Origin of the sequence: uncultured Maribacter sp. (assembly GCF_947500405.1) — a bacterium.
Lineage (GTDB): Bacteria > Bacteroidota > Bacteroidia > Flavobacteriales > Flavobacteriaceae > Maribacter_B.
In genome coordinates this window covers 26,113-44,212 of sequence record NZ_CANMRY010000011.1, presented here as the reverse complement: position 1 = coordinate 44,212, position 18,100 = coordinate 26,113, and the positions used below count along the sequence as shown (strand labels likewise).

Here is an 18,100-nt window from a genome sequence, read left to right as displayed (position 1 = left end):
TCACGTTGTTTTTCGTAAGTTATTCCACCACCAAGTATTTGTTTTATTATTCCTCATTATGTTCCAAATATAAAAAGGATTTTTAAAATAGCCAATAGGCTGTGCTAAAAATAATAAAACCCTGCTACTTTGTTATAAGTAACAGGGTTTTAGAGTATGTTTTAAGATATTTTAAAAAGCTAAATCAACCACTAAATCAAACTCATCATAGATTACTTTATCTTTTAAATTATCAAAGAAGCTAGAAGAGCTATATTTAATATCGTATTTTGTTCTATCTACTTTTAAAGTAGCAGTAGCTTTGTTTTCAAATACAGAAACTACAAATATTATTTCTTTAGTAATTCCTTTAATTGTTAGGTCTCCTGTTACGGTGTAAGAATCTTTATTAAAAGACTTTAAATCTTTAAAAACTAATTTAGCAGTAGGGTGTGCTTTAACACCAAAGAAATCATCCGAAGCTAAATGCCCATCTAATTTTCCTTTCATGTCTCCATCTAAATCTGTTGTATTAATAGTAGTCATATCAACTACAAATTCTCCTCCAGTAAGTTTATTTCCGTTAAAATCTAAAGAACCAGATTTTAAATTGATAGTACCTTCATGGGAACCTGCTACTTTGTAACCTTTCCAGGTAACAGTGCTTTCACTTACTTTAACTGTTTTTTTGTCACCGTCAATTGGTGTGTTTGCAGTAGCTGAAAATCCAAATACTACGGCGATTGCTAAACTTAATAATTTCTTTTTCATCTTTAATTTAATTAATAGTTAATGTTGTTTTCTGTTTGTTATAATTGCGTAAATAGGTTCTCTTTTGATTTACGTACTTTTTTATAATGCTGGGTTTCATCATTTTCTGATCTAAAGCCTATTGTTGCAACTACAGAGGCATTTAAATTTTTATCTGTAAGGCCTAAAATCTTATTGTATTCTTCGGCATCAAAACCTTCCATAGGGCATGCATCAACCTGAATAGAGGCAGCAGCGGAAAGTAAATTCCCTAAAGCTAAGTATGTTTGTTTGGAAGACCAAATATTTTTAATATCATCGGGTAGGGGAGTTAGGTTGCTTTTCATAAAATCACCATATTCTTGTAGAGAATTTTCAGGTAATTTTCTGGTCAAAGCTACATTTGTTAAATAGTCATCTACGTGACTATCATTAAATGTGGTTTGATTTGCAAAAACAACTAAATGTGATGATTCCGTAATCTGTGTCTGTCCCCATGAAGCGGCTTGTAATTTTTCTCTAATTTCGTTATCTGATATAACAAAAACATGGTATGGTTGTAAACCATACGAAGAAGCACTAAGCTGTACAGCATCAAGAATAGTATTTAACTGGTCTTTCGTCAATTTTTTTGAAGAATCAAATTTTTTAGTAGCGTATCGCCATTGTAAACTATCAATATAATTATTCATTTTATTAAAATTTATCCAATAATTGGTTTAGAGTTTCTAATTCTTTTTTTGAAAATTTTTCTACTAGTTTTTTTTCAGCTTCGGCCATGGTAATATCAATTTTCTCTAATTCTTTTTTACCATTGTTTGTTATGCTGATGTCTATTTTTCTTCTGTTTGCTTCACAGATTTTACGCTCTACATAATTTTTTGCAATTAGTTTATCCACTAAGCGCGTTGTGTTACTCATTTTTGTAACCATCCTTTCATTAATCGTACCAAGATTAGCAGGTTTGCCATTTTGCCCTCGTAGAATGCGTAATACATTAAACTGTTGTATAGATATATCATAAGGTTTTAAAGCCTGAGATATTACCTCATTTAATTTGTGGCTAACCAATATAACATGAACAATTGTTCTTTTGTCAATAGGAATCTCTTTATCTGTTTTTAAAATCTTTTCTATATTCATGTCTATACAACATTTGTATAGACAAATATATGTAGATTTATTTTGAGAAATACCTTTTTTAGAATTAAATTTTTGTTAAAAAAGAATTTGTTTTTAACACAAGAAGCTTAAATAATTAAACTATTAAGTGTAAATTGAGTCTAACTACAAAAGATTCAATTTTGAAAAGTACTCATATACAGCATTTGTACCAGCGAGCAGGTTTTGGTATTTCTCCTAAAAAATTGGAGAAATTATCTGGTTTAAAAAAGAAAGAAGTAGTAAAAAAACTTTTTAAATCTTCTAAATCTATTACGCATTTATATATGTCAACTCCAGATATAGATGCATTTATGAAGGCAGATACGCCTAAAAGTGATCCCAAAAAATTTAGAGAACTAATAAAGGTTAGTAGGAGTAAATTAAAGGATTACAATTTAGCTTGGGTAGATAAAATGTCAACTTCTAATGAAGAGTTACGAGAACGTATGACTTTATTTTGGGCTAATCATTTTGTAGTGCGTACCAATAATATAGTTTTTTCCCAACGTTATAATGCAACACTTAGGAAATATGCTTTAGGTAATTTTAGAGATTTTGTAATTGCGATAGCAAAAGAACCTGCAATGCTAAGCTATTTAAACAACCAACAAAATAGAAAAGGTAAGCCTAATGAAAATTTTGCTAGAGAACTTATGGAGCTTTTTACATTAGGTATAGGTTCATATACAGAGAAAGATATTAAAGAATCTGCAAGAGCCTTTACGGGTTGGGGGCATACTTTTAAAGGGGAATTTGTTTTACGTAAGAAACAACATGATTTTGGAGAAAAAGAGTTTTTTGGCGTAAAAGGTAATTTTAGCGGGGAAGATATTATAGACTTAATTTTAAAAAGACCAGAATGTGCCCAGTTTATTGCAAAGAAGATATATCTTCATTTTGTTAATGATATTCCTAATGAAGGTAGAATAGGGGAGCTGGCAATTGTTTTTAGAGAAAACTATAGTATAGATGAGGTAATGCGTTACCTTTTTATGACTAATTGGTTTTATGAGGAGGATGTGATAGGTCAAAAAATTAAATCTCCTATAGATTTATTGGTGCAATTAAAAAGAACAATACCTTTCTCTTTTAAAAAACCAAAGGAGTTTATTTATATACAAAAATTATTAGGACAAGTTTTATTAGAGCCTCCAAATGTTGCAGGTTGGGCCGAAGGTAAAAGTTGGATAGATTCTAATACTATGATGGTTAGGTTAAAATTGCCTTCTGTTTTGTTTATGAATGGTACAATTGCCTTTGATGTTAAAGGGGAATTTGAAGATAGTTATGAAAAGTTTAATAAAAAATCTAATTTTAATAGGAGACTTACAGTAACAAAAAACTGGGAAGTTTTTCATAAAAATTATGGACACTTAAATTATGAAGAGTTGTATCATCATTTAATAAGTACTACAACAAACAAAGGTACTCAGGAATTTTTACAAAGTTTAAAAAAAACAAATAAGCAGGAGTTCTGTGTGCAATTAATGTCATTACCAGAATACCAACTATGCTAAAAAATAAGAAACTATGAAAAGAAGAGACTTTTTAAAAAGTAGTGGTTTAGCAAGCACAGCTTTATTTGTACCTAGTTTTGTTCAAGCTTATGGAGCCACTGGTGTTATTCCTAGTCATAAAAAAATTGTCATCCTACAGTTATCAGGAGGTAATGATGGTTTAAATACTTTAGTGCCGTATACTAATGATATTTATTTTAAAAATAGAAATACAATTGCTAGAAATAAGAAAGATGTATTAGTAATAAATGATTCGCACGGTTTTCATGAAAGTCTAACAGATTTTAAGTCTTTATATGATGCAGGTTTTGTAAGCGTTATAAATAATGTTGGGTATCCTAATCCAAGTAGGTCTCATTTTAGATCTACCGATATTTGGCACACTGCCAGTGGAGCTGGAGAGTATTTAAAAACCGGATGGGTAGGTAGGTATTTAGAAGAGGTAGTAAAAAAACCACTAGGAGCCATAGAGGTAGATGATACTTTATCTTTATTGATGAAAGGCCATTCTATTAATGGTTTAGCAACTAAAGACGCTTCCCTTTTTTATAAAACGACTAAAGATGCCTACTTTGGTAAAATTATAGACAAATATACAGCAACTCATTTAAGCGAACATAATTTGGGTTACTTGTATAAAACGGTAGTTGATGCTAAGTCTTCTGCAGCTCAGATATATGAAAAAACTAAAGTCTATTCTTCTTCTCAAGAATATCCGAATAATGCTTTTGGAAAACAATTGAAGACTATCTCTGAATTTATTAACTCAGGTCTAGAAACGCAAGTATATTATGCAAGCCTTGGGGGTTTTGATACACATGCTAACCAGTTAAATTCTCAGAAAAGACTTTTAGAGGTGTACTCTAAAGGTATAGCAGCTTTTGTAAAAGATTTAAAGAGAACAGGTGCTTTTAAGGATACTATTATTTTAACTTTTTCCGAATTTGGTAGAAGATTAAAACAGAACGCTGCTAAAGGTACGGATCATGGTGCTGCTAATATGGTATTTTTATTAGGAGAAAAACTTAAGCATCCAGGAATGTATAATAAGCCAGATAATTTAGCAAACCTTGATAGTAATGGAGATTTAATATACGAGGTTGATTTTAGAAACATTTATGCCTCTCTTATTAAAGAATGGTTAAAAACAGAACCTAGATCTATCCTAAGCGGAAAATTTAAAGCCCTAGGTCTTGTTTAAGAGAATGTTTAAATAATGTAGTATTTTTGATGTATTAAAATAAAGTAGTAAAAAATGGCAGATTTATCACAACAAGAATGGGAAGAGCAACTAGAAAAAGACGATAATGCTTTTATACTAGATGTAAGAACTCCTGAAGAGGTAGAAGAAGGGTATATCCCAAATTCTACAAACATAGATATATATTTAGGTCAAGATTTTTTAACAGAAGTTGAAAAGTTAGATAAAACTAAGAACTTTTATGTGTATTGCCGTTCTGGTAACCGTAGCGGGCAAGCTTGCGCAATATTAAATAGTATTGGTATAAAAAATGCGTATAACCTAGTTGGTGGTTTTATGAATTGGGAAGGTGAAGTTGCCGAATAAATAAAATAGTTTTAGTACATTAAACCCGCTTTTAAGTGGGTTTTTTTATACCCAATACTTAGATATTACTTTAAAATTCATGCAAGAAGACTTATTACATTTTATTTGGAAACATAAAAAAATACCAACAACTAATTTAAAAACAACAGATAACATACCAGTGACCATTGTAAAAATTGGGCAACATAATTATAAAGAAGGGCCAGACTTTTTTAATGCGCAAGTTCGTGTGGGAGAACAGTTGTGGGTTGGTAATATAGAAATACATTTAAAATCATCAGACTGGTATGCTCATAATCATGAGGTAGATGATAATTATAATTCTGTAATACTTCATGTAGTTTGGGAAGATGATGCTTCTGTTTTTAGGAAGGATAATAGTAAAATTCCAACATTAGAGTTAAAGAATTATATAGAAGAAAAGCTTTTAATAAATTATGAGAATTTATTTAATACTACAAATACTAAGTTTATAAATTGTGAAAAAGATATTAATGAAATAGAAGATTTTATAGCCAATAATTGGCTAGAACGTCTATTTTTTGAACGTTTAGAGCAAAAAACACAAGTTATAAAAGAGCTTTTGTTACAGCATAATAATGATTGGGAGTATGTTCTTTTTATTATGCTTTTAAAGAATTTTGGACTAAAAATTAATGGAGATTCCTTTTTTAGTTTGCAGAAGAGTTTAAGTTCATCTACGGTGTCTAAACTTAAGAATAATGACTTTCAGTTAGAATGTGTGTTATACGGTTTGTTAGGACTTTTAGAAAAAACAGACTGTGTAGATGTTTATTATATTAAATTAAAAAAGGAATACGAATTTGTTAAAAATAAGTTAGGACTTAGCGAAATAGGCATAGAAAAACCTCACTTTTTTAAGCTTAGACCTCCTAATTTCCCAACAATAAGGCTTTCTCAATTTGCAAGTTTGTATGGGAAACATCAAAATTTATTTTCAAAATTGATAAGTGAAACATCTTTAGAAGATTTGTATAGCATTTTTACTGTTTATGCTAGTGAATATTGGGATACGCACTACAGTTTTGGTAAAGAAAGTAAAAAAAGTAAAAAGAAAATTACTAAAAAATTTATAGATTTAATAGTAATAAATACTATTATCCCTTTTAAATTTTATTATGCAAAAAGTCTTGGAAAAGATGTAAATGAAGAGCTGTTAAATATTATTTCAAAAATAGATACGGAAGATAATTCTATTATAAATAACTTTAAAAAAAGAGGTGTACCTATAGCATCTGCAAAAGATAGTCAAGCTTTATTGCAATTATATAATAATTACTGTACAAAAAATAAATGTTTGCAATGTGCAATAGGAGTAAATTTATTAAAAGGAAATACCTAATTTTAAGGCATGAATTTTTTTTATAAAATTTTATATTTTTTCCAGAAACGAGGTTTTGAAGTATGTGGTCGTATTGCAGACCGTTTGGGTATAAGAGCAAGAGTAGTAAGAACGTCATTTATATACGTAACTTTCGTTACTCTAGGCTTTGGCTTTGCATTATATTTATTTGTTGCCTTTTGGTTAAAAATTAAAGATTTAGTGTACACTAAAAGAACTTCAGTTTTTGATTTATAATTATGATAAAACTTTTTAAATCTAAATTTTATTTGGCACTAACATTAATGTTAGTAGTGTTTGTTTTTGGCGTGTTTGGTTACCGTTATATATCTGGTTTTTCATGGGTAGATGCTTGTTATATGACAATAATAACGGTAACTACAGTGGGTTTTTCGGAAGTACAACCTTTAGATGCTAATGGTAAAATATTTACAATATTTTTAATTATTTCCAGTGTATTTATATTTGCTTTTGCAATATCTGTAATAACGGAATATATATTAAGTAGAAATTCAAAAGAACTTTTAAAAAAGAAAAAAGTGAAAAATACTATTAAAAAAATGTCTAATCATGTGGTAGTTTGTGGGTATGGTAGAAACGGAATGCAAGCTGCAGAAAGATTAAGAGCTTATAAAAAGCCATTTTTGGTAATAGAAAAAGATAAAGAAATCATAGAAAAATATGAAGACGATATTTTATTTATTGAAGGAGATGCAAATGATGATGAGGTATTAATTGAAGCAGGAATAGATAGAGCGCAATATTTAATAGCAACCCTTCCAGATGATGCTGCAAACCTATTTGTAGTACTTTCGGCAAGGCAAATAAATAAAAAATTATATATAATAAGTAGAGCTTCTTTAGTAACCTCACAGAAAAAACTACAGCTGGCAGGAGCAAACCAGGTAATAATGCCAGATAAAATTGGAGGAGACCATATGGCATCTTTAGTGGTCATGCCAGATTTAATAACCTTTATGGATAAACTTTCTACAGAAGGAGAACATACAACTAATCTAGAGGAAGTAGCAATTGAAGACTTTGCAGATCAAGTAGATTGTAATTCATTGAGAGACTTAGATTTAAGAAGAAAAACAGGGTGTACAATTATTGGTTATATAGCGCCAGATGGGGAATATATTATAAACCCAGAAGCAGATATGAAGTTGCAGCCAAAAAGTAAAGTAATAGTATTAGGAAGACCAGAACAAATAAAAAAACTAAATGATATGTTTCATATTGTCTAACATTATTTTAGTATAATATTTGATTACGGGCATAATTTTTAGGATATTGCTTGCCGACTAATTAATTCATTAAAAATAACTCAAATATTATGAAGTATAAACTTCTGGCATTTCTTACCTTTTTTTCACCATTATTATCTATGGCCCAAGAGGTCGGGATGGATCAAAAAATAGACCAAGCTTTTAAACCAGTTTCCGATTTCTTTTCCGCAGTAATATTCTTTCCTGTATTTGGTGTTCCATTTGTTTTAATATTACTTGTAATGAGTGCTTTATTTTTTACTTTATATTTTGGCTTTCCAAATATTAGGTATTTTGGAAAAGCGATAAATGTAGTAAGAGGAAAGTATGATGAAGTAGACCATCATGGTGTAGAAAAGTCGGATGTTAATATCATTGATGGCGATATTATAGATACGATAGAGGATGAAAGTAGAGAGGGAGAAGTAACACATTTTCAAGCTTTAGCAACTGCTGTATCTGGTACAGTAGGTAATGGTAATATTGCAGGTGTAGCCTTAGCAATTGCATTAGGAGGCCCAGGGGCTACTTTTTGGATGATAATTTGTGGACTCTTAGGAATGTCTTCAAAATTTGTAGAATGTACATTAGGAGTTCAGTATAGAGATGTAGGAGAAGATGGTACTGTTTATGGAGGCCCAATGTATTATATAAGTAAAGGACTTAAAGAAAGAGGGTATACAGTTTTAGGAAAAATAGCAGCAGCCATGTTTGCTATTTTTTGTATAGGCGGTTCTTTTGGTGGTGGTAATGCAGCACAATCTAACCAAGCTACTATTGTGATAAAGGAATTAATGGGCTTAACAAGTTCTAGCGCAGGAGCAATAATTGGTATTGTTTTAGCAATTTTAGTAGGTGTAATTATAATAGGTGGTATAAAAAGAATTGCACAAGTGACAGAGAAAGTAGTGCCCTTTATGGCAGTAATGTATTTACTGGCATGCCTATATATAATTTTAAGTAATTTCTCTTTAATAGATGATGCTTTTGCATTAATACTATCGGAAGCTTTTAACCCTACTGCAATTGGAGTGGGTAGTTTAATTGGAGTGTTATTGGTAGGGTTTAAAAGAGCTGCCTTTTCTAATGAAGCTGGGGCAGGTTCTGCTTCTATAGCACATTCTGCTGTTAAGACAAAATATTCAGCATCAGAAGGTTTGGTGGCATTATTAGAACCTTTTATAGATACCGTTGTAATTTGTACAATGACAGCTTTAGTAATTGTTATTTTTAATTTTGGAGGCTTCTTTGAGTATGGAGGTGAAGGTTCTGTTATGATTAATGGCGTGGCGTATGAAGGAGCAGGTATAACCTCTATGGCATTTGCACAGTATATTCCTTACTCTAATGTGTTTTTAACTGTTGCCGTTGTTTTATTTGCAGTTTCTACAATGATATCATGGTCTTATTATGGATTACAATCATGGAAGTTTTTATTCGGAAGAGGAAAAACAGCAGACATGGTGTATAAATTACTATTCTTAACTTTTATAATTATTGGAGCAGCAGCAAGTATGAAATCTATTTGGGCTTTTTCTGATGCTATGATTTTTGCAATGGTATTTCCTAACATGGTAGGTTTATTTTTCTTATTCCCTGTTGTTAAAAAAGAACTAGGTAGATATCTGAGTGTTATTAAAGAGGCTAAATTGTAATTCTAAGGCTCTTATTTTGAAAAATATAAAATCCCGTATGCAGTTTTCTAAACAAGAGCAAAGCGGGATTTTCTTTTTGCTATTATTTATTGTTTTACTTCAGGGTGGGTATTATTTGTATGATAAAAATTACGCAAAACCTATAGAAGATAAATTTGTGTTAAATCTTGTAGAGCAAAATAAGATAGACCTTTTAAAGAAAGAAGTAGCTACTAAAAAAACCAAAATACATCTTTTTAATCCTAACTTTATTTCGGACTATAAAGGATATACATTAGGAATGTCTGTTGATGAAATTAATCGTTTACACACCTATAGAAAAACGAATAAGTATGTAAATACAGCTATAGAATTTCAGCAAGTAACCAAAATTTCAGATACACTTCTTAAACAAATAGAGCCTTATTTTAAATTTCCAGAATGGAAGCAGGAAAAAATAAAGAAATCATTTGCATTAAAAAAAAGTAAAAAATCTAATTACATTAAAGAATATAGAGATTTAAATACAGCTACTCCTCTAGACTTAGTAGTAGTATATGGGATAGGAGAAATTCTATCTAAAAGAATAGTTAAGTATAGGGAAAAACTTGGAGGTTTTTCCAATAATAATCAAATATATAAGGTATATGGCTTAAAGCCAGAAGTAGCCAATCGTCTTTTAGAGAAATTCCAAGTATTAAAAGCTTCGGATATTAAGAAGTAAATTTAAAACAGCGCTTACTTTGTATTTGTTTAAAAATTATCATATTTGTAATTTTATATGTTTTAAAACTTTTATTTTTGCATATTGTTTATTTTTTTTACCATATTTCTTATGATATGATAAAAAATAAAGACTTTTTATTGTTATGAGATTAGTAAAATTAAGTTATATTTGGAACTCAAATAAGAATTTTTTGTATTGTAAATTAAGGCATGGATAAAAGATATTTTAGTGAAGAGCACGAGTTATTTCGGGAGAGTCTAAAAAGTTTTCTAAAAAAAGAAGTTGTTCCTCATGTAGATAAATGGGAGAAAGATGGTGTAATTGACCGTTTTATTTGGAAAAAATTTGGAGACATGGGGTATTTTGGATTAACCTACCCTAGTCAATATGGCGGTTTAGAGTTAGATTTATTTTATGCGGTTATTTTCTTAGAGGAACTTCAGAAAATAAATTCTGTTGGTTTTGCCGCCGCAATGTGGGCACATATGTATTTAGCAATGACCCATTTAAATAAAGAAGGGGATGAGCGTATAAAACAAGAATATTTAGCTTCTAGTATAGCAGGAGATAAAATAGGTTGTTTGTGTATATCAGAACCTTTTGGAGGGTCAGACGTTTCAGGAATGAGGACAAATGCAGTAAAGAAAGGGGATTACTATATATTAAATGGTTCTAAAACTTTTATAACCAATGGTGTTTATAGTGACTATTTGGTCGTGGCTGCTAAGACCTCTCCAGAACTAGGTAATAAAGGCATAAGTATGTTGTTGGTAGATCGAGATACTCAAGGAGTTTCTGCTACTAAATTAGATAAATTAGGGTGGAGAGCATCAGATACAGGAGAAATAGCTTTTGATAATGTAAAGGTTCCTGTGGCTAATTTATTAGGGGAAGAGGACAAAGGTTTTTCTTATATAATGCAACACTTTTCTTTGGAGCGTTTAATTATGGCAATTAATGCACATGCTCGTGCAGAATATGCTTTAGATTATGCGATAAATTATATGTCAGAAAGAACTGCATTTGGAAAAAAAATAAATGAGTTTCAAGCTTTAAGGCATAAAATGGTAGAGAGAACTGCTGAAATGGAGATGTGTAAAGAGTATAATTACTCTGTAACCTATAAGTTAAGTCGTGGAGAATATGTAGTAAAAGAAGCGACAATGTCTAAATTATTATCTACAAAAATGGCAGATGAAGTAATATATGATTGTCTTCAAATGCTTGGCGGCTATGGTTTTATGGAAGAATATCCTATGGCTAGATTACTTAGAGATAGTAGGTGTGGTCCAATAGGTGGCGGAACGTCAGAAATATTAAAAGAAATATTGTCAAAAATAATTATAGATAAAAAAACATATAAACCCGTCGTGGAGGTTTAATTTAAATAAAATAATAATAAGGTTTGTTATGTAAATATAAATAGTATATTTGCAGCCTTAATCACAAAAGAGAGGAGGTAGTAGCATATGTTAATTATACCAATTAAAGAAGGAGAAAACATAGATAGAGCTTTAAAGCGTTTTAAGCGAAAGTTTGATAAAACGGGCACAATGCGCCAATTAAGAAAGCGTCAGCAATTTACAAAGCCATCTGTAGCTCGTAGAGCACAAATACAGAAAGCTCAGTATATTCAAGGTTTAAGAGATCAGGAAGAAGTTTAGGTCTGTAAATCTATTTAGATATTTAAAATCCTGCTATTAGCAGGATTTTTTTATGGATTAATTTTAAATTATATACTAACTTTGAGAGTATGATGTTAACTCCTTTTTTAGACTATTTAGGATTAGAAAAAAAATATTCTGTCCATACTGTTTTGGCATATAAGAAAGATATTCAGGAGTTTATATCTTTTTGTGAAGAAGAATATGCTATTGCAGATGTGGTGCATATAGAGTATAAAGTTATTCGTAGTTGGGTAGTTTGTTTAAGTGAAAAGAAAATTTCTAATAGAACAATAAATAGAAAAATAGCATCTTTAAAAGCATATTATAAATTTCTGCAAAAAATAGGGGATATAAAGAAATCGCCATTAGTAAAACATAGGGCATTAAAAGTTTCAAAAAAAATAGAAGTTCCGTTTTCAGAAACAGAAATGGAAAAAATGTTGTCGCAAATTACTTTTAATGAGGATTTTGAAGGTATTAGAGATAAATTAATAATAGATGTCTTGTATGCTACGGGAATGCGTAGAGCAGAATTAATAAATTTAAAGCTTTCAGATTTAGATTTAAAACAAGGCGTTCTTAGGGTTTTAGGAAAAAGAAAAAAAGAAAGAATAATCCCTTTGTTGTCAAAAACCAAAAAGTTATTTAATTCTTATATAGAAGAAAGAAGCGCTTTAACAAAAATTAACGATTTTGAGTATCTTTTTCTTTTAAAATCGGGCAATAAAATCTACGAAACTTTTGTTTATAGAATAATAAATGGGTATTTTAGTAAGGTGTCTTCTAAGGTAAAAAAGAGTCCGCATATATTAAGGCACACATTTGCAACACATTTGCTAAATAAAGGCGCAGATTTAAATGCGGTAAAAGAATTACTTGGTCACTCAAGCTTGGCATCTACCCAAGTGTATACCCACAATGGTATAGAAGAATTAAAAAAAGTACATTCTAAAGCGCATCCTAGAGGAAAAAAATAATAATATTTAATTGTTTAACTTTTTAAATTAATATTCTATGAAAGTAAATGCACAATCCGTGAACTTTAATGCAGATAAGTCTTTAATACATTTTGTACAAAGTAGGTTAGATAAGCTAGAAACTTTTTATGATAAGGTTATAAGTTCGGAGGTATTTTTAAAACTAGATAATAATAAATTGAAAGAAAATAAGATTGTAGAAATAAAATTGAACATTCCTAAAGATAATTTTATAGTAAAAAAACAATGTAAATCTTTTGAAGAAGCTGTTGATTCTGCATGTAATTCTCTGGAAAGAAGGCTAATAAAAAAGAAGCAAAAAATAAGAGCGCAAGCTTAACTAAATTTTTTTCATTTTTTGTTTTGTTTAAACAAAAAAACGTATACATTTGCAGTCCGTTAGAAATAGCGGACTTTTTTATAGCTAAAAAAGTATAAAAAGCCGATGTAGCTCAGCTGGCTAGAGCAGCTGATTTGTAATCAGCAGGTCGTGGGTTCGAGTCCCTCCATCGGCTCTTTAAAAAGTTCTTTAAATAATGGTTTGGGGAGATACTCAAGCGGCCAACGAGGGCAGACTGTAAATCTGCTGACTACGTCTTCGCAGGTTCGAATCCTGCTCTCCCCACAAAAAATTTTAGAAAGTACTTTTAAAAGGTTACTTTTGCAAAGCTAAAATTAAAATTAGCTTTTTGATAAAAGATTATTTTAAAATAGTTTTTTGAAATTTTGAAAATGTTGTAATTTTGCTTTTTGATTTTTTCAAGGAGTAAATAAGCGGGAGTAGCTCAGTTGGTAGAGCGTCAGCCTTCCAAGCTGAATGTCGCCGGTTCGAACCCGGTCTCCCGCTCAAAACATAAAAAAACAGAACAGCCATGGGTTGCTTCTGTTTTTTGTGTAATAAACACCTTTAATGGGCTTTGGTTGTTTAAGGTGTTAAATTGAGCACTTTACGCCGGTGTAGCTCAGGGGTAGAGCGTTTCCTTGGTAAGGAAGAGGTCACGAGTTCAAATCTCGTCATTGGCTCATTTTGAAGATAAAATTTGTACACTAATATAAACTAAAGATTAAAATTCATTAAACATGGCAAAGGAAACTTTCGATCGTTCCAAACCGCACTTAAATATAGGTACTATTGGACACGTAGATCACGGTAAAACTACATTAACTGCTGCTATTACTACGGTATTGGCAAATGCAGGTCTTTCTGAATTAAGAAGTTTCGATTCTATCGATAACGCTCCTGAAGAAAAAGAAAGAGGTATTACAATTAATACATCGCACGTAGAATATGCTACTGCAAATCGTCACTACGCACACGTAGATTGTCCTGGTCACGCCGATTATGTTAAGAACATGGTAACTGGTGCTGCTCAAATGGATGGTGCTATATTGGTTGTTGCTGCTACAGATGGTCCAATGCCACAAACACGTGAACACATCTTATTGGGACGTCAGGTAGGTATTCCAAGAATAGTTGTATTCATGAATAAAGTGGATATGGTTGATGATGAGGAGCTTTTAGAATTAGTTGAGATGGAAGTAAGAGAATTACTTTCTTTCTATGAGTATGATGGTGATAATGGACCTGTTGTTGCTGGTTCTGCTTTAGGTGCACTTAATGGTGAGCAAAAGTGGGTTGATACAGTAATGAAATTAATGGAAGAGGTTGATGCTTGGATTGAATTACCTAAGAGAGATGTTGATAAAGATTTCTTAATGCCAATTGAGGATGTATTTACAATTACTGGTCGTGGAACTGTTGCTACAGGTCGTATAGAAACTGGTGTTGCTAATACAGGAGACGCTGTTGATATTATTGGTATGGGTGCTGAAAAATTAGCTTCTACAATTACAGGGGTTGAGATGTTCCGTAAGATATTAGATAGAGGTGAAGCTGGTGATAATGTTGGTATCTTATTAAGAGGTATTGAAAAGACTGATATTAAAAGAGGTATGGTAATCTGTAAGCCAGGTTCTGTAACTCCACACGCTAAATTTGAGGCAGAGGTTTATATCCTTAAAAAAGAAGAAGGTGGTCGTCATACACCATTCCATAATAACTATCGTCCTCAGTTCTACGTAAGAACAACGGATGTAACAGGTACAATTAATCTTCCTTCTGGAGTAGAGATGGTTATGCCTGGTGATAACCTTACTATTACTGTTGAGTTATTATCTCCAATTGCATTAAGCGTAGGATTGCGTTTTGCAATACGTGAAGGTGGTAGAACAGTAGGAGCTGGTCAGGTAACTAAGATTTTAGATTAAAATAATTTATAGTTTTACATTATGAGGTGTCCGCCATTGGCGGATACCTTTCAGTGTAAAATACACACGGTTGTAGCTCAGTTGGTAGAGCACTGGTCTCCAAAACCAGGTGTCGGGAGTTCGAGTCTCTCCTGCCGTGCAAATTGTAAAAGAAATATTTGTTTCTTTTTTTCTAATCAAACTGAAAAAATAATATAGCTATGTTGTCATACATAAAAGAGTCTATTGAGGAGCTAAAAAATAATGTCACACTGCCTCCGCGTTCGGAGTCATCAAATCTTATGGTGGTAGTTGCGGTGTTTTCAATTTTGTTCGCATTAGCTACTTGGGGTGTAGACTCAGCTTTAAGTAAGTTGGTTCAGTTGTATTTTAATAATGTTTTAAACTAAGCTCAATCATGTCTGAAGTTTTAGAGAAGAAGTGGTATGTGGTAAGAGCTGTTAGTGGGCAAGAGCATAAAATAAAAGGATATATTGAAAGTGAGGTTGCTCGTTTAGGTTTTTCTGATTATTTAGAAGATGTTTTAGTTCCAACAGAGAAAGTTATTCAGATTAGAAACGGGAAAAAAATTAATAAGGAAAGAGTTTATTTTCCTGGTTACATCATGATCAAAGCTAATTTAGGTGGAGAGATGATTCACATTATTAGGTCTATTACAAATGTTATTGGATTTTTAGGGGAAACTAAAGGAGGAGATCCTGTGCCGCTTAGAAAATCTGAGGTAAATAGAATGTTAGGTAAAGTAGATGAGTTAACTGTAAATACAGATAGCGTTGCAATACCTTTTGTTTTTGGCGAAACTGTGAAAGTAATAGATGGTCCTTTTAATGGTTTTAATGGTACTGTTGAAAAAATTAATGAGGAAAAACGTAAACTTGAGGTAATGGTTAAGATTTTCGGAAGAAAAACACCATTAGAACTAAGTTACATGCAAGTAGAGAAAATTTAATATAATTTGTTACATATTTAAAAGTTGTATCGCTTCCACTGGTACACTTTCAATTTAATTAAAAACAATGGCAAAAGAAGTAGGTAAAGTAGTTAAACTACAAGTTAGGGGAGGTGCAGCGAATCCATCGCCACCGGTTGGACCCGCCTTAGGTGCTGCCGGTGTTAACATTATGGAATTCTGTAAGCAGTTTAATGCTCGTACGCAGGATAAACCAGGTAAAGTTTTACCAGTTGTTATCACCGTATACAAAGATAAATCGTTTGATTTTATTGTAAAAACACCACCAGCGGCAGTTCAGCTATTGGAAGCAGCTAAGATTAAAAAAGGATCTGGCGAACCTAACAGAGTAAAATCAGGTAATGTAACTTGGGACCAGGTTAAGGCAATAGCCGAAGACAAAATGGTAGATTTAAATGCATTTACTGTAGAATCAGCAATGAGCATGATCGCAGGAACAGCAAGATCTATGGGTTTAAAAGTTGCAGGTAAAAGACCTTTTTAAAATCTTAAAAGCAATTTAAATGGCAAAGTTAACAAAGAACCAAAAGGAGGCTCGTGCTAAAATAGAAAAAGATAAACTTTATTCTGTTGATGAGGCGTCTGCTTTAGTAAAAGAAATTACCAACACAAAATTTGATGCATCTATAGATTTAGCTGTTCGTTTGGGTGTAGATCCAAGAAAAGCAAATCAAATGGTTCGTGGGGTTGTTACACTTCCACATGGAACAGGTAAGGATGTAAAAGTATTGGCTTTGGTTACTCCAGATAAAGAAGCAGAAGCTACAGAAGCTGGTGCGGATTATGTTGGATTAGATGAATATTTGACAAAAATAAAAGCGGGTTGGACAGATGTTGATGTAATTATCACAATGCCAAGCGTAATGGGAAAATTAGGTCCTCTGGGAAGAGTATTAGGTCCAAGAGGTTTAATGCCTAACCCAAAAACAGGTACTGTTACTATGGATGTTGCTAAAGCAGTTACAGAAGTAAAAGCAGGTAAAATAGATTTTAAAGTTGATAAGACTGGTATCGTGCACACAGCAATTGGAAAGGCGTCTTTCTCTGCTGATAAAATTGCAGGAAACTGTAAAGAGTTATTAGATACTTTAAATAAATTGAAACCAACGGCTTCTAAAGGTGTGTATATTAAGTCAATATTCATGTCTAGTACAATGAGTCCTAGTGTTCAATTAGACCCAAAAACAGTTTAATTAACTGGTAGTTTAAAAATTTAATTATGACAAGAGAAGAAAAAGCAAACGTTATACAAGATTTGACTACGCAGTTAGGAGATAGTTCTACTATTTATTTAGCAGATATCTCTGGTCTTGATGCAGTTACTACTTCGGATTTAAGAAGGGCATGTTTCAAGGCAGACATTAGACTAGCGGTAGTTAAAAATACATTGCTTGCAAAAGCAATGGAGGCTTCTGATAGAGAATTTGGAGAACTTCCTGAAGTACTTAAAGGGAATACTTCTTTAATGTTTTCTGAAGTAGGAAATGCGCCAGCAAAATTAATAAAGAATTTCAGAAAAAAATCTGACAGACCTTTATTAAAAGGAGCTTTCGTAGAAGAAGCAGTTTATATTGGTGATGAGAATTTGGATGCTTTAGTTAGCATTAAGTCTAAAGAGGAAATGATTGGCGAGATTATTGGATTATTACAGTCTCCTGCTAAGAATGTTATTTCTGGACTTAAATCTGGTGGTAGTAAACTATCTGGAATCCTTAAAACATTATCAGAGAAATAGTACGCACTAAAAACAATTATATTTTAAAAATTTATTAAACGATAGTAAAAATGGCAGATTTAAAAGATTTCGCAGAACAATTAGTTAATCTTACTGTAAAAGAAGTAAATGAATTAGCTGATATATTAAAAGATGAATACGGTATAGAGCCTGCAGCTGCTGCAGTTGCTGTTGCTGCTGGTGGAGCTGCTGGTGGTGGTGAAGCTGCTGAAGAAAAATCAGAATTTGATGTAATATTAAAAGCAGCTGGTGCTTCTAAGTTAGCAGTTGTAAAATTAGTTAAAGAATTAACTGGTTTAGGATTAAAAGATGCTAAAGACATAGTTGATAGCGCACCAAAAGCAATTAAAGAAGGTGTTTCTAAAGACGAAGCTGAAGGAATCAAGAATTCATTAGAAGAAGCAGGAGCAGAAGTTGAGCTTAAATAATAGCAACAACATATAGCACTTATGGTTTAGGTCTTTTCGCAAATTTGCGCTTAGACCTAAGCCTTTTTTATATATTATGTATATTA

Annotated in this window: 22 protein-coding genes and 5 tRNA genes; 24 read left to right on the top strand and 3 right to left on the bottom strand. The window is 31.7% G+C overall.

The annotated features are described in order from the left end of the window. Positions 1-171 precede the first annotated feature (171 nt). The 3 genes from Q0945_RS14140 to Q0945_RS14130 are packed head-to-tail and all read right to left on the bottom strand — an operon-like array spanning position 172 to position 1,872. Positions 172-750 (bottom strand): YceI family protein, encoded by a 579-nt coding sequence (locus Q0945_RS14140; protein WP_299435692.1) that lies wholly within the window; start codon positions 748-750, stop codon positions 172-174. A 38-nt stretch (positions 751-788) separates the two neighbouring features. Then, positions 789-1,421, bottom strand: a complete 633-nt coding sequence (locus Q0945_RS14135; protein ID WP_299435690.1) for an NAD(P)H-dependent oxidoreductase — start codon at positions 1,419-1,421, stop codon at positions 789-791. Positions 1,422-1,425: 4 nt separating this feature from the next. Beyond that, complete coding sequence (locus Q0945_RS14130; RefSeq protein WP_299435688.1) at positions 1,426-1,872, bottom strand: MarR family transcriptional regulator; 447 nt, start codon at positions 1,870-1,872, stop codon at positions 1,426-1,428. Between the two features lie 161 nt (positions 1,873-2,033). On the opposite strand from Q0945_RS14130, the gene Q0945_RS14125 reads away from it, so the two are divergent. The 24 genes from Q0945_RS14125 to rplL all read left to right on the top strand — a co-directional run bounded on the left by Q0945_RS14125 (position 2,034) and on the right by rplL (position 18,014). Further along, positions 2,034-3,410, top strand: coding sequence for a DUF1800 domain-containing protein (locus tag Q0945_RS14125; protein WP_299435686.1), 1,377 nt, complete (start codon positions 2,034-2,036; stop codon positions 3,408-3,410). 13 nt (positions 3,411-3,423) lie between these two features. Beyond that, a complete protein-coding gene (locus Q0945_RS14120; RefSeq protein ID WP_299435684.1) occupies positions 3,424-4,611 on the top strand; it encodes a DUF1501 domain-containing protein in 1,188 nt (395 codons plus the stop codon). 54 nt (positions 4,612-4,665) lie between these two features. Next, positions 4,666-4,977 (top strand): rhodanese-like domain-containing protein, encoded by a 312-nt coding sequence (locus tag Q0945_RS14115; RefSeq protein WP_299435682.1) that lies wholly within the window; start codon positions 4,666-4,668, stop codon positions 4,975-4,977. A 79-nt stretch (positions 4,978-5,056) separates the two neighbouring features. After that, positions 5,057-6,340, top strand: a complete 1,284-nt coding sequence (locus Q0945_RS14110) for a DUF2851 family protein (protein ID WP_299435680.1) — start codon at positions 5,057-5,059, stop codon at positions 6,338-6,340. 9 nt (positions 6,341-6,349) lie between these two features. After that, positions 6,350-6,577, top strand: coding sequence for a PspC domain-containing protein (locus tag Q0945_RS14105; RefSeq protein ID WP_121069260.1), 228 nt, complete (start codon positions 6,350-6,352; stop codon positions 6,575-6,577). A 2-nt stretch (positions 6,578-6,579) separates the two neighbouring features. After that, complete coding sequence (locus tag Q0945_RS14100) at positions 6,580-7,587, top strand: potassium channel protein (protein ID WP_299435678.1); 1,008 nt, start codon at positions 6,580-6,582, stop codon at positions 7,585-7,587. Positions 7,588-7,676: 89 nt separating this feature from the next. Further along, entirely contained in the window at positions 7,677-9,263 is a 1,587-nt protein-coding gene (locus Q0945_RS14095) for an alanine/glycine:cation symporter family protein (protein ID WP_299435676.1), read from the top strand. A 37-nt stretch (positions 9,264-9,300) separates the two neighbouring features. Further along, entirely contained in the window at positions 9,301-9,966 is a 666-nt protein-coding gene (locus Q0945_RS14090; RefSeq protein WP_299435674.1) for a helix-hairpin-helix domain-containing protein, read from the top strand. 212 nt (positions 9,967-10,178) lie between these two features. Continuing rightward, positions 10,179-11,351, top strand: coding sequence for an acyl-CoA dehydrogenase family protein (locus Q0945_RS14085; protein WP_299435672.1), 1,173 nt, complete (start codon positions 10,179-10,181; stop codon positions 11,349-11,351). Positions 11,352-11,438: 87 nt separating this feature from the next. Continuing rightward, on the top strand, positions 11,439-11,633 hold the full coding sequence (gene rpsU / locus Q0945_RS14080; RefSeq protein WP_121069265.1) for a 30S ribosomal protein S21: 195 nt from the start codon (positions 11,439-11,441) through the stop codon (positions 11,631-11,633). Between the two features lie 89 nt (positions 11,634-11,722). Next, entirely contained in the window at positions 11,723-12,613 is an 891-nt protein-coding gene (locus Q0945_RS14075) for a tyrosine-type recombinase/integrase (RefSeq protein WP_299435669.1), read from the top strand. Positions 12,614-12,650: 37 nt separating this feature from the next. Continuing rightward, a complete protein-coding gene (gene raiA / locus Q0945_RS14070) occupies positions 12,651-12,953 on the top strand; it encodes a ribosome-associated translation inhibitor RaiA (protein ID WP_299435667.1) in 303 nt (100 codons plus the stop codon). A gap of 101 nt (positions 12,954-13,054) precedes the next feature. Beyond that, positions 13,055-13,128, top strand: a tRNA-Thr gene (locus Q0945_RS14065). A 28-nt stretch (positions 13,129-13,156) separates the two neighbouring features. Then, positions 13,157-13,238, top strand: a tRNA-Tyr gene (locus tag Q0945_RS14060). Positions 13,239-13,387: 149 nt separating this feature from the next. Beyond that, a tRNA-Gly gene (locus Q0945_RS14055) sits at positions 13,388-13,460 on the top strand. A 104-nt stretch (positions 13,461-13,564) separates the two neighbouring features. Then, positions 13,565-13,636: transfer RNA gene (locus tag Q0945_RS14050), tRNA-Thr, on the top strand. Positions 13,637-13,693: 57 nt separating this feature from the next. Beyond that, positions 13,694-14,881, top strand: coding sequence for an elongation factor Tu (tuf, locus tag Q0945_RS14045; RefSeq protein ID WP_121069268.1), 1,188 nt, complete (start codon positions 13,694-13,696; stop codon positions 14,879-14,881). Between the two features lie 66 nt (positions 14,882-14,947). Further along, positions 14,948-15,020 (top strand) — tRNA-Trp (locus Q0945_RS14040). Between the two features lie 61 nt (positions 15,021-15,081). Beyond that, complete coding sequence (gene secE, locus Q0945_RS14035) at positions 15,082-15,270, top strand: preprotein translocase subunit SecE (protein WP_121069269.1); 189 nt, start codon at positions 15,082-15,084, stop codon at positions 15,268-15,270. Positions 15,271-15,278: 8 nt separating this feature from the next. Then, the gene (nusG, locus tag Q0945_RS14030; RefSeq protein ID WP_298488947.1) at positions 15,279-15,830 is read left to right on the top strand and encodes a transcription termination/antitermination protein NusG; all 552 of its coding nucleotides are present in this window, start codon (positions 15,279-15,281) and stop codon (positions 15,828-15,830) included. Between the two features lie 67 nt (positions 15,831-15,897). Beyond that, positions 15,898-16,335 (top strand): 50S ribosomal protein L11, encoded by a 438-nt coding sequence (gene rplK, locus Q0945_RS14025; RefSeq protein WP_121069271.1) that lies wholly within the window; start codon positions 15,898-15,900, stop codon positions 16,333-16,335. 19 nt (positions 16,336-16,354) lie between these two features. Further along, positions 16,355-17,044 (top strand): 50S ribosomal protein L1, encoded by a 690-nt coding sequence (gene rplA, locus Q0945_RS14020; protein WP_299435662.1) that lies wholly within the window; start codon positions 16,355-16,357, stop codon positions 17,042-17,044. 26 nt (positions 17,045-17,070) lie between these two features. Next, a complete protein-coding gene (gene rplJ, locus Q0945_RS14015; protein ID WP_299435660.1) occupies positions 17,071-17,586 on the top strand; it encodes a 50S ribosomal protein L10 in 516 nt (171 codons plus the stop codon). 50 nt (positions 17,587-17,636) lie between these two features. Further along, a complete protein-coding gene (rplL, locus tag Q0945_RS14010; protein ID WP_299435658.1) occupies positions 17,637-18,014 on the top strand; it encodes a 50S ribosomal protein L7/L12 in 378 nt (125 codons plus the stop codon). The last annotated feature ends 86 nt before the right edge of the window (positions 18,015-18,100 follow it).

Excerpts from the sequence above, each read along its gene's own strand:
- rplK (WP_121069271.1), top strand. The coding sequence starts at position 15,898 with ATGGCAAAAGAAGTAGGTAAAGTAGTTAAACTACAAGTTAGGGGAGGT.
- Q0945_RS14090 (WP_299435674.1), top strand. The coding sequence starts at position 9,301 with ATGCAGTTTTCTAAACAAGAGCAAAGCGGGATTTTCTTTTTGCTATTA.
- Q0945_RS14095 (WP_299435676.1), top strand. The coding sequence starts at position 7,677 with ATGAAGTATAAACTTCTGGCATTTCTTACCTTTTTTTCACCATTATTA.
- Q0945_RS14105 (WP_121069260.1), top strand. The coding sequence starts at position 6,350 with ATGAATTTTTTTTATAAAATTTTATATTTTTTCCAGAAACGAGGTTTT.
- Q0945_RS14120 (WP_299435684.1), top strand. The coding sequence starts at position 3,424 with ATGAAAAGAAGAGACTTTTTAAAAAGTAGTGGTTTAGCAAGCACAGCT.
- raiA (WP_299435667.1), top strand. The coding sequence starts at position 12,651 with ATGAAAGTAAATGCACAATCCGTGAACTTTAATGCAGATAAGTCTTTA.
- secE (WP_121069269.1), top strand. The coding sequence starts at position 15,082 with ATGTTGTCATACATAAAAGAGTCTATTGAGGAGCTAAAAAATAATGTC.
- Q0945_RS14115 (WP_299435682.1), top strand. The coding sequence starts at position 4,666 with ATGGCAGATTTATCACAACAAGAATGGGAAGAGCAACTAGAAAAAGAC.
- Q0945_RS14135 (WP_299435690.1), bottom strand. The coding sequence starts at position 1,421 with ATGAATAATTATATTGATAGTTTACAATGGCGATACGCTACTAAAAAA.
- tuf (WP_121069268.1), top strand. The coding sequence starts at position 13,694 with ATGGCAAAGGAAACTTTCGATCGTTCCAAACCGCACTTAAATATAGGT.
- Q0945_RS14085 (WP_299435672.1), top strand. The coding sequence starts at position 10,179 with ATGGATAAAAGATATTTTAGTGAAGAGCACGAGTTATTTCGGGAGAGT.
- rplL (WP_299435658.1), top strand. The coding sequence starts at position 17,637 with ATGGCAGATTTAAAAGATTTCGCAGAACAATTAGTTAATCTTACTGTA.
- Q0945_RS14110 (WP_299435680.1), top strand. The coding sequence starts at position 5,057 with ATGCAAGAAGACTTATTACATTTTATTTGGAAACATAAAAAAATACCA.
- rplJ (WP_299435660.1), top strand. The coding sequence starts at position 17,071 with ATGACAAGAGAAGAAAAAGCAAACGTTATACAAGATTTGACTACGCAG.
- Q0945_RS14130 (WP_299435688.1), bottom strand. The coding sequence starts at position 1,872 with ATGAATATAGAAAAGATTTTAAAAACAGATAAAGAGATTCCTATTGAC.
- nusG (WP_298488947.1), top strand. The coding sequence starts at position 15,279 with ATGTCTGAAGTTTTAGAGAAGAAGTGGTATGTGGTAAGAGCTGTTAGT.
- Q0945_RS14100 (WP_299435678.1), top strand. The coding sequence starts at position 6,580 with ATGATAAAACTTTTTAAATCTAAATTTTATTTGGCACTAACATTAATG.
- rplA (WP_299435662.1), top strand. The coding sequence starts at position 16,355 with ATGGCAAAGTTAACAAAGAACCAAAAGGAGGCTCGTGCTAAAATAGAA.
- Q0945_RS14075 (WP_299435669.1), top strand. The coding sequence starts at position 11,723 with ATGATGTTAACTCCTTTTTTAGACTATTTAGGATTAGAAAAAAAATAT.
- rpsU (WP_121069265.1), top strand. The coding sequence starts at position 11,439 with ATGTTAATTATACCAATTAAAGAAGGAGAAAACATAGATAGAGCTTTA.
- Q0945_RS14140 (WP_299435692.1), bottom strand. The coding sequence starts at position 750 with ATGAAAAAGAAATTATTAAGTTTAGCAATCGCCGTAGTATTTGGATTT.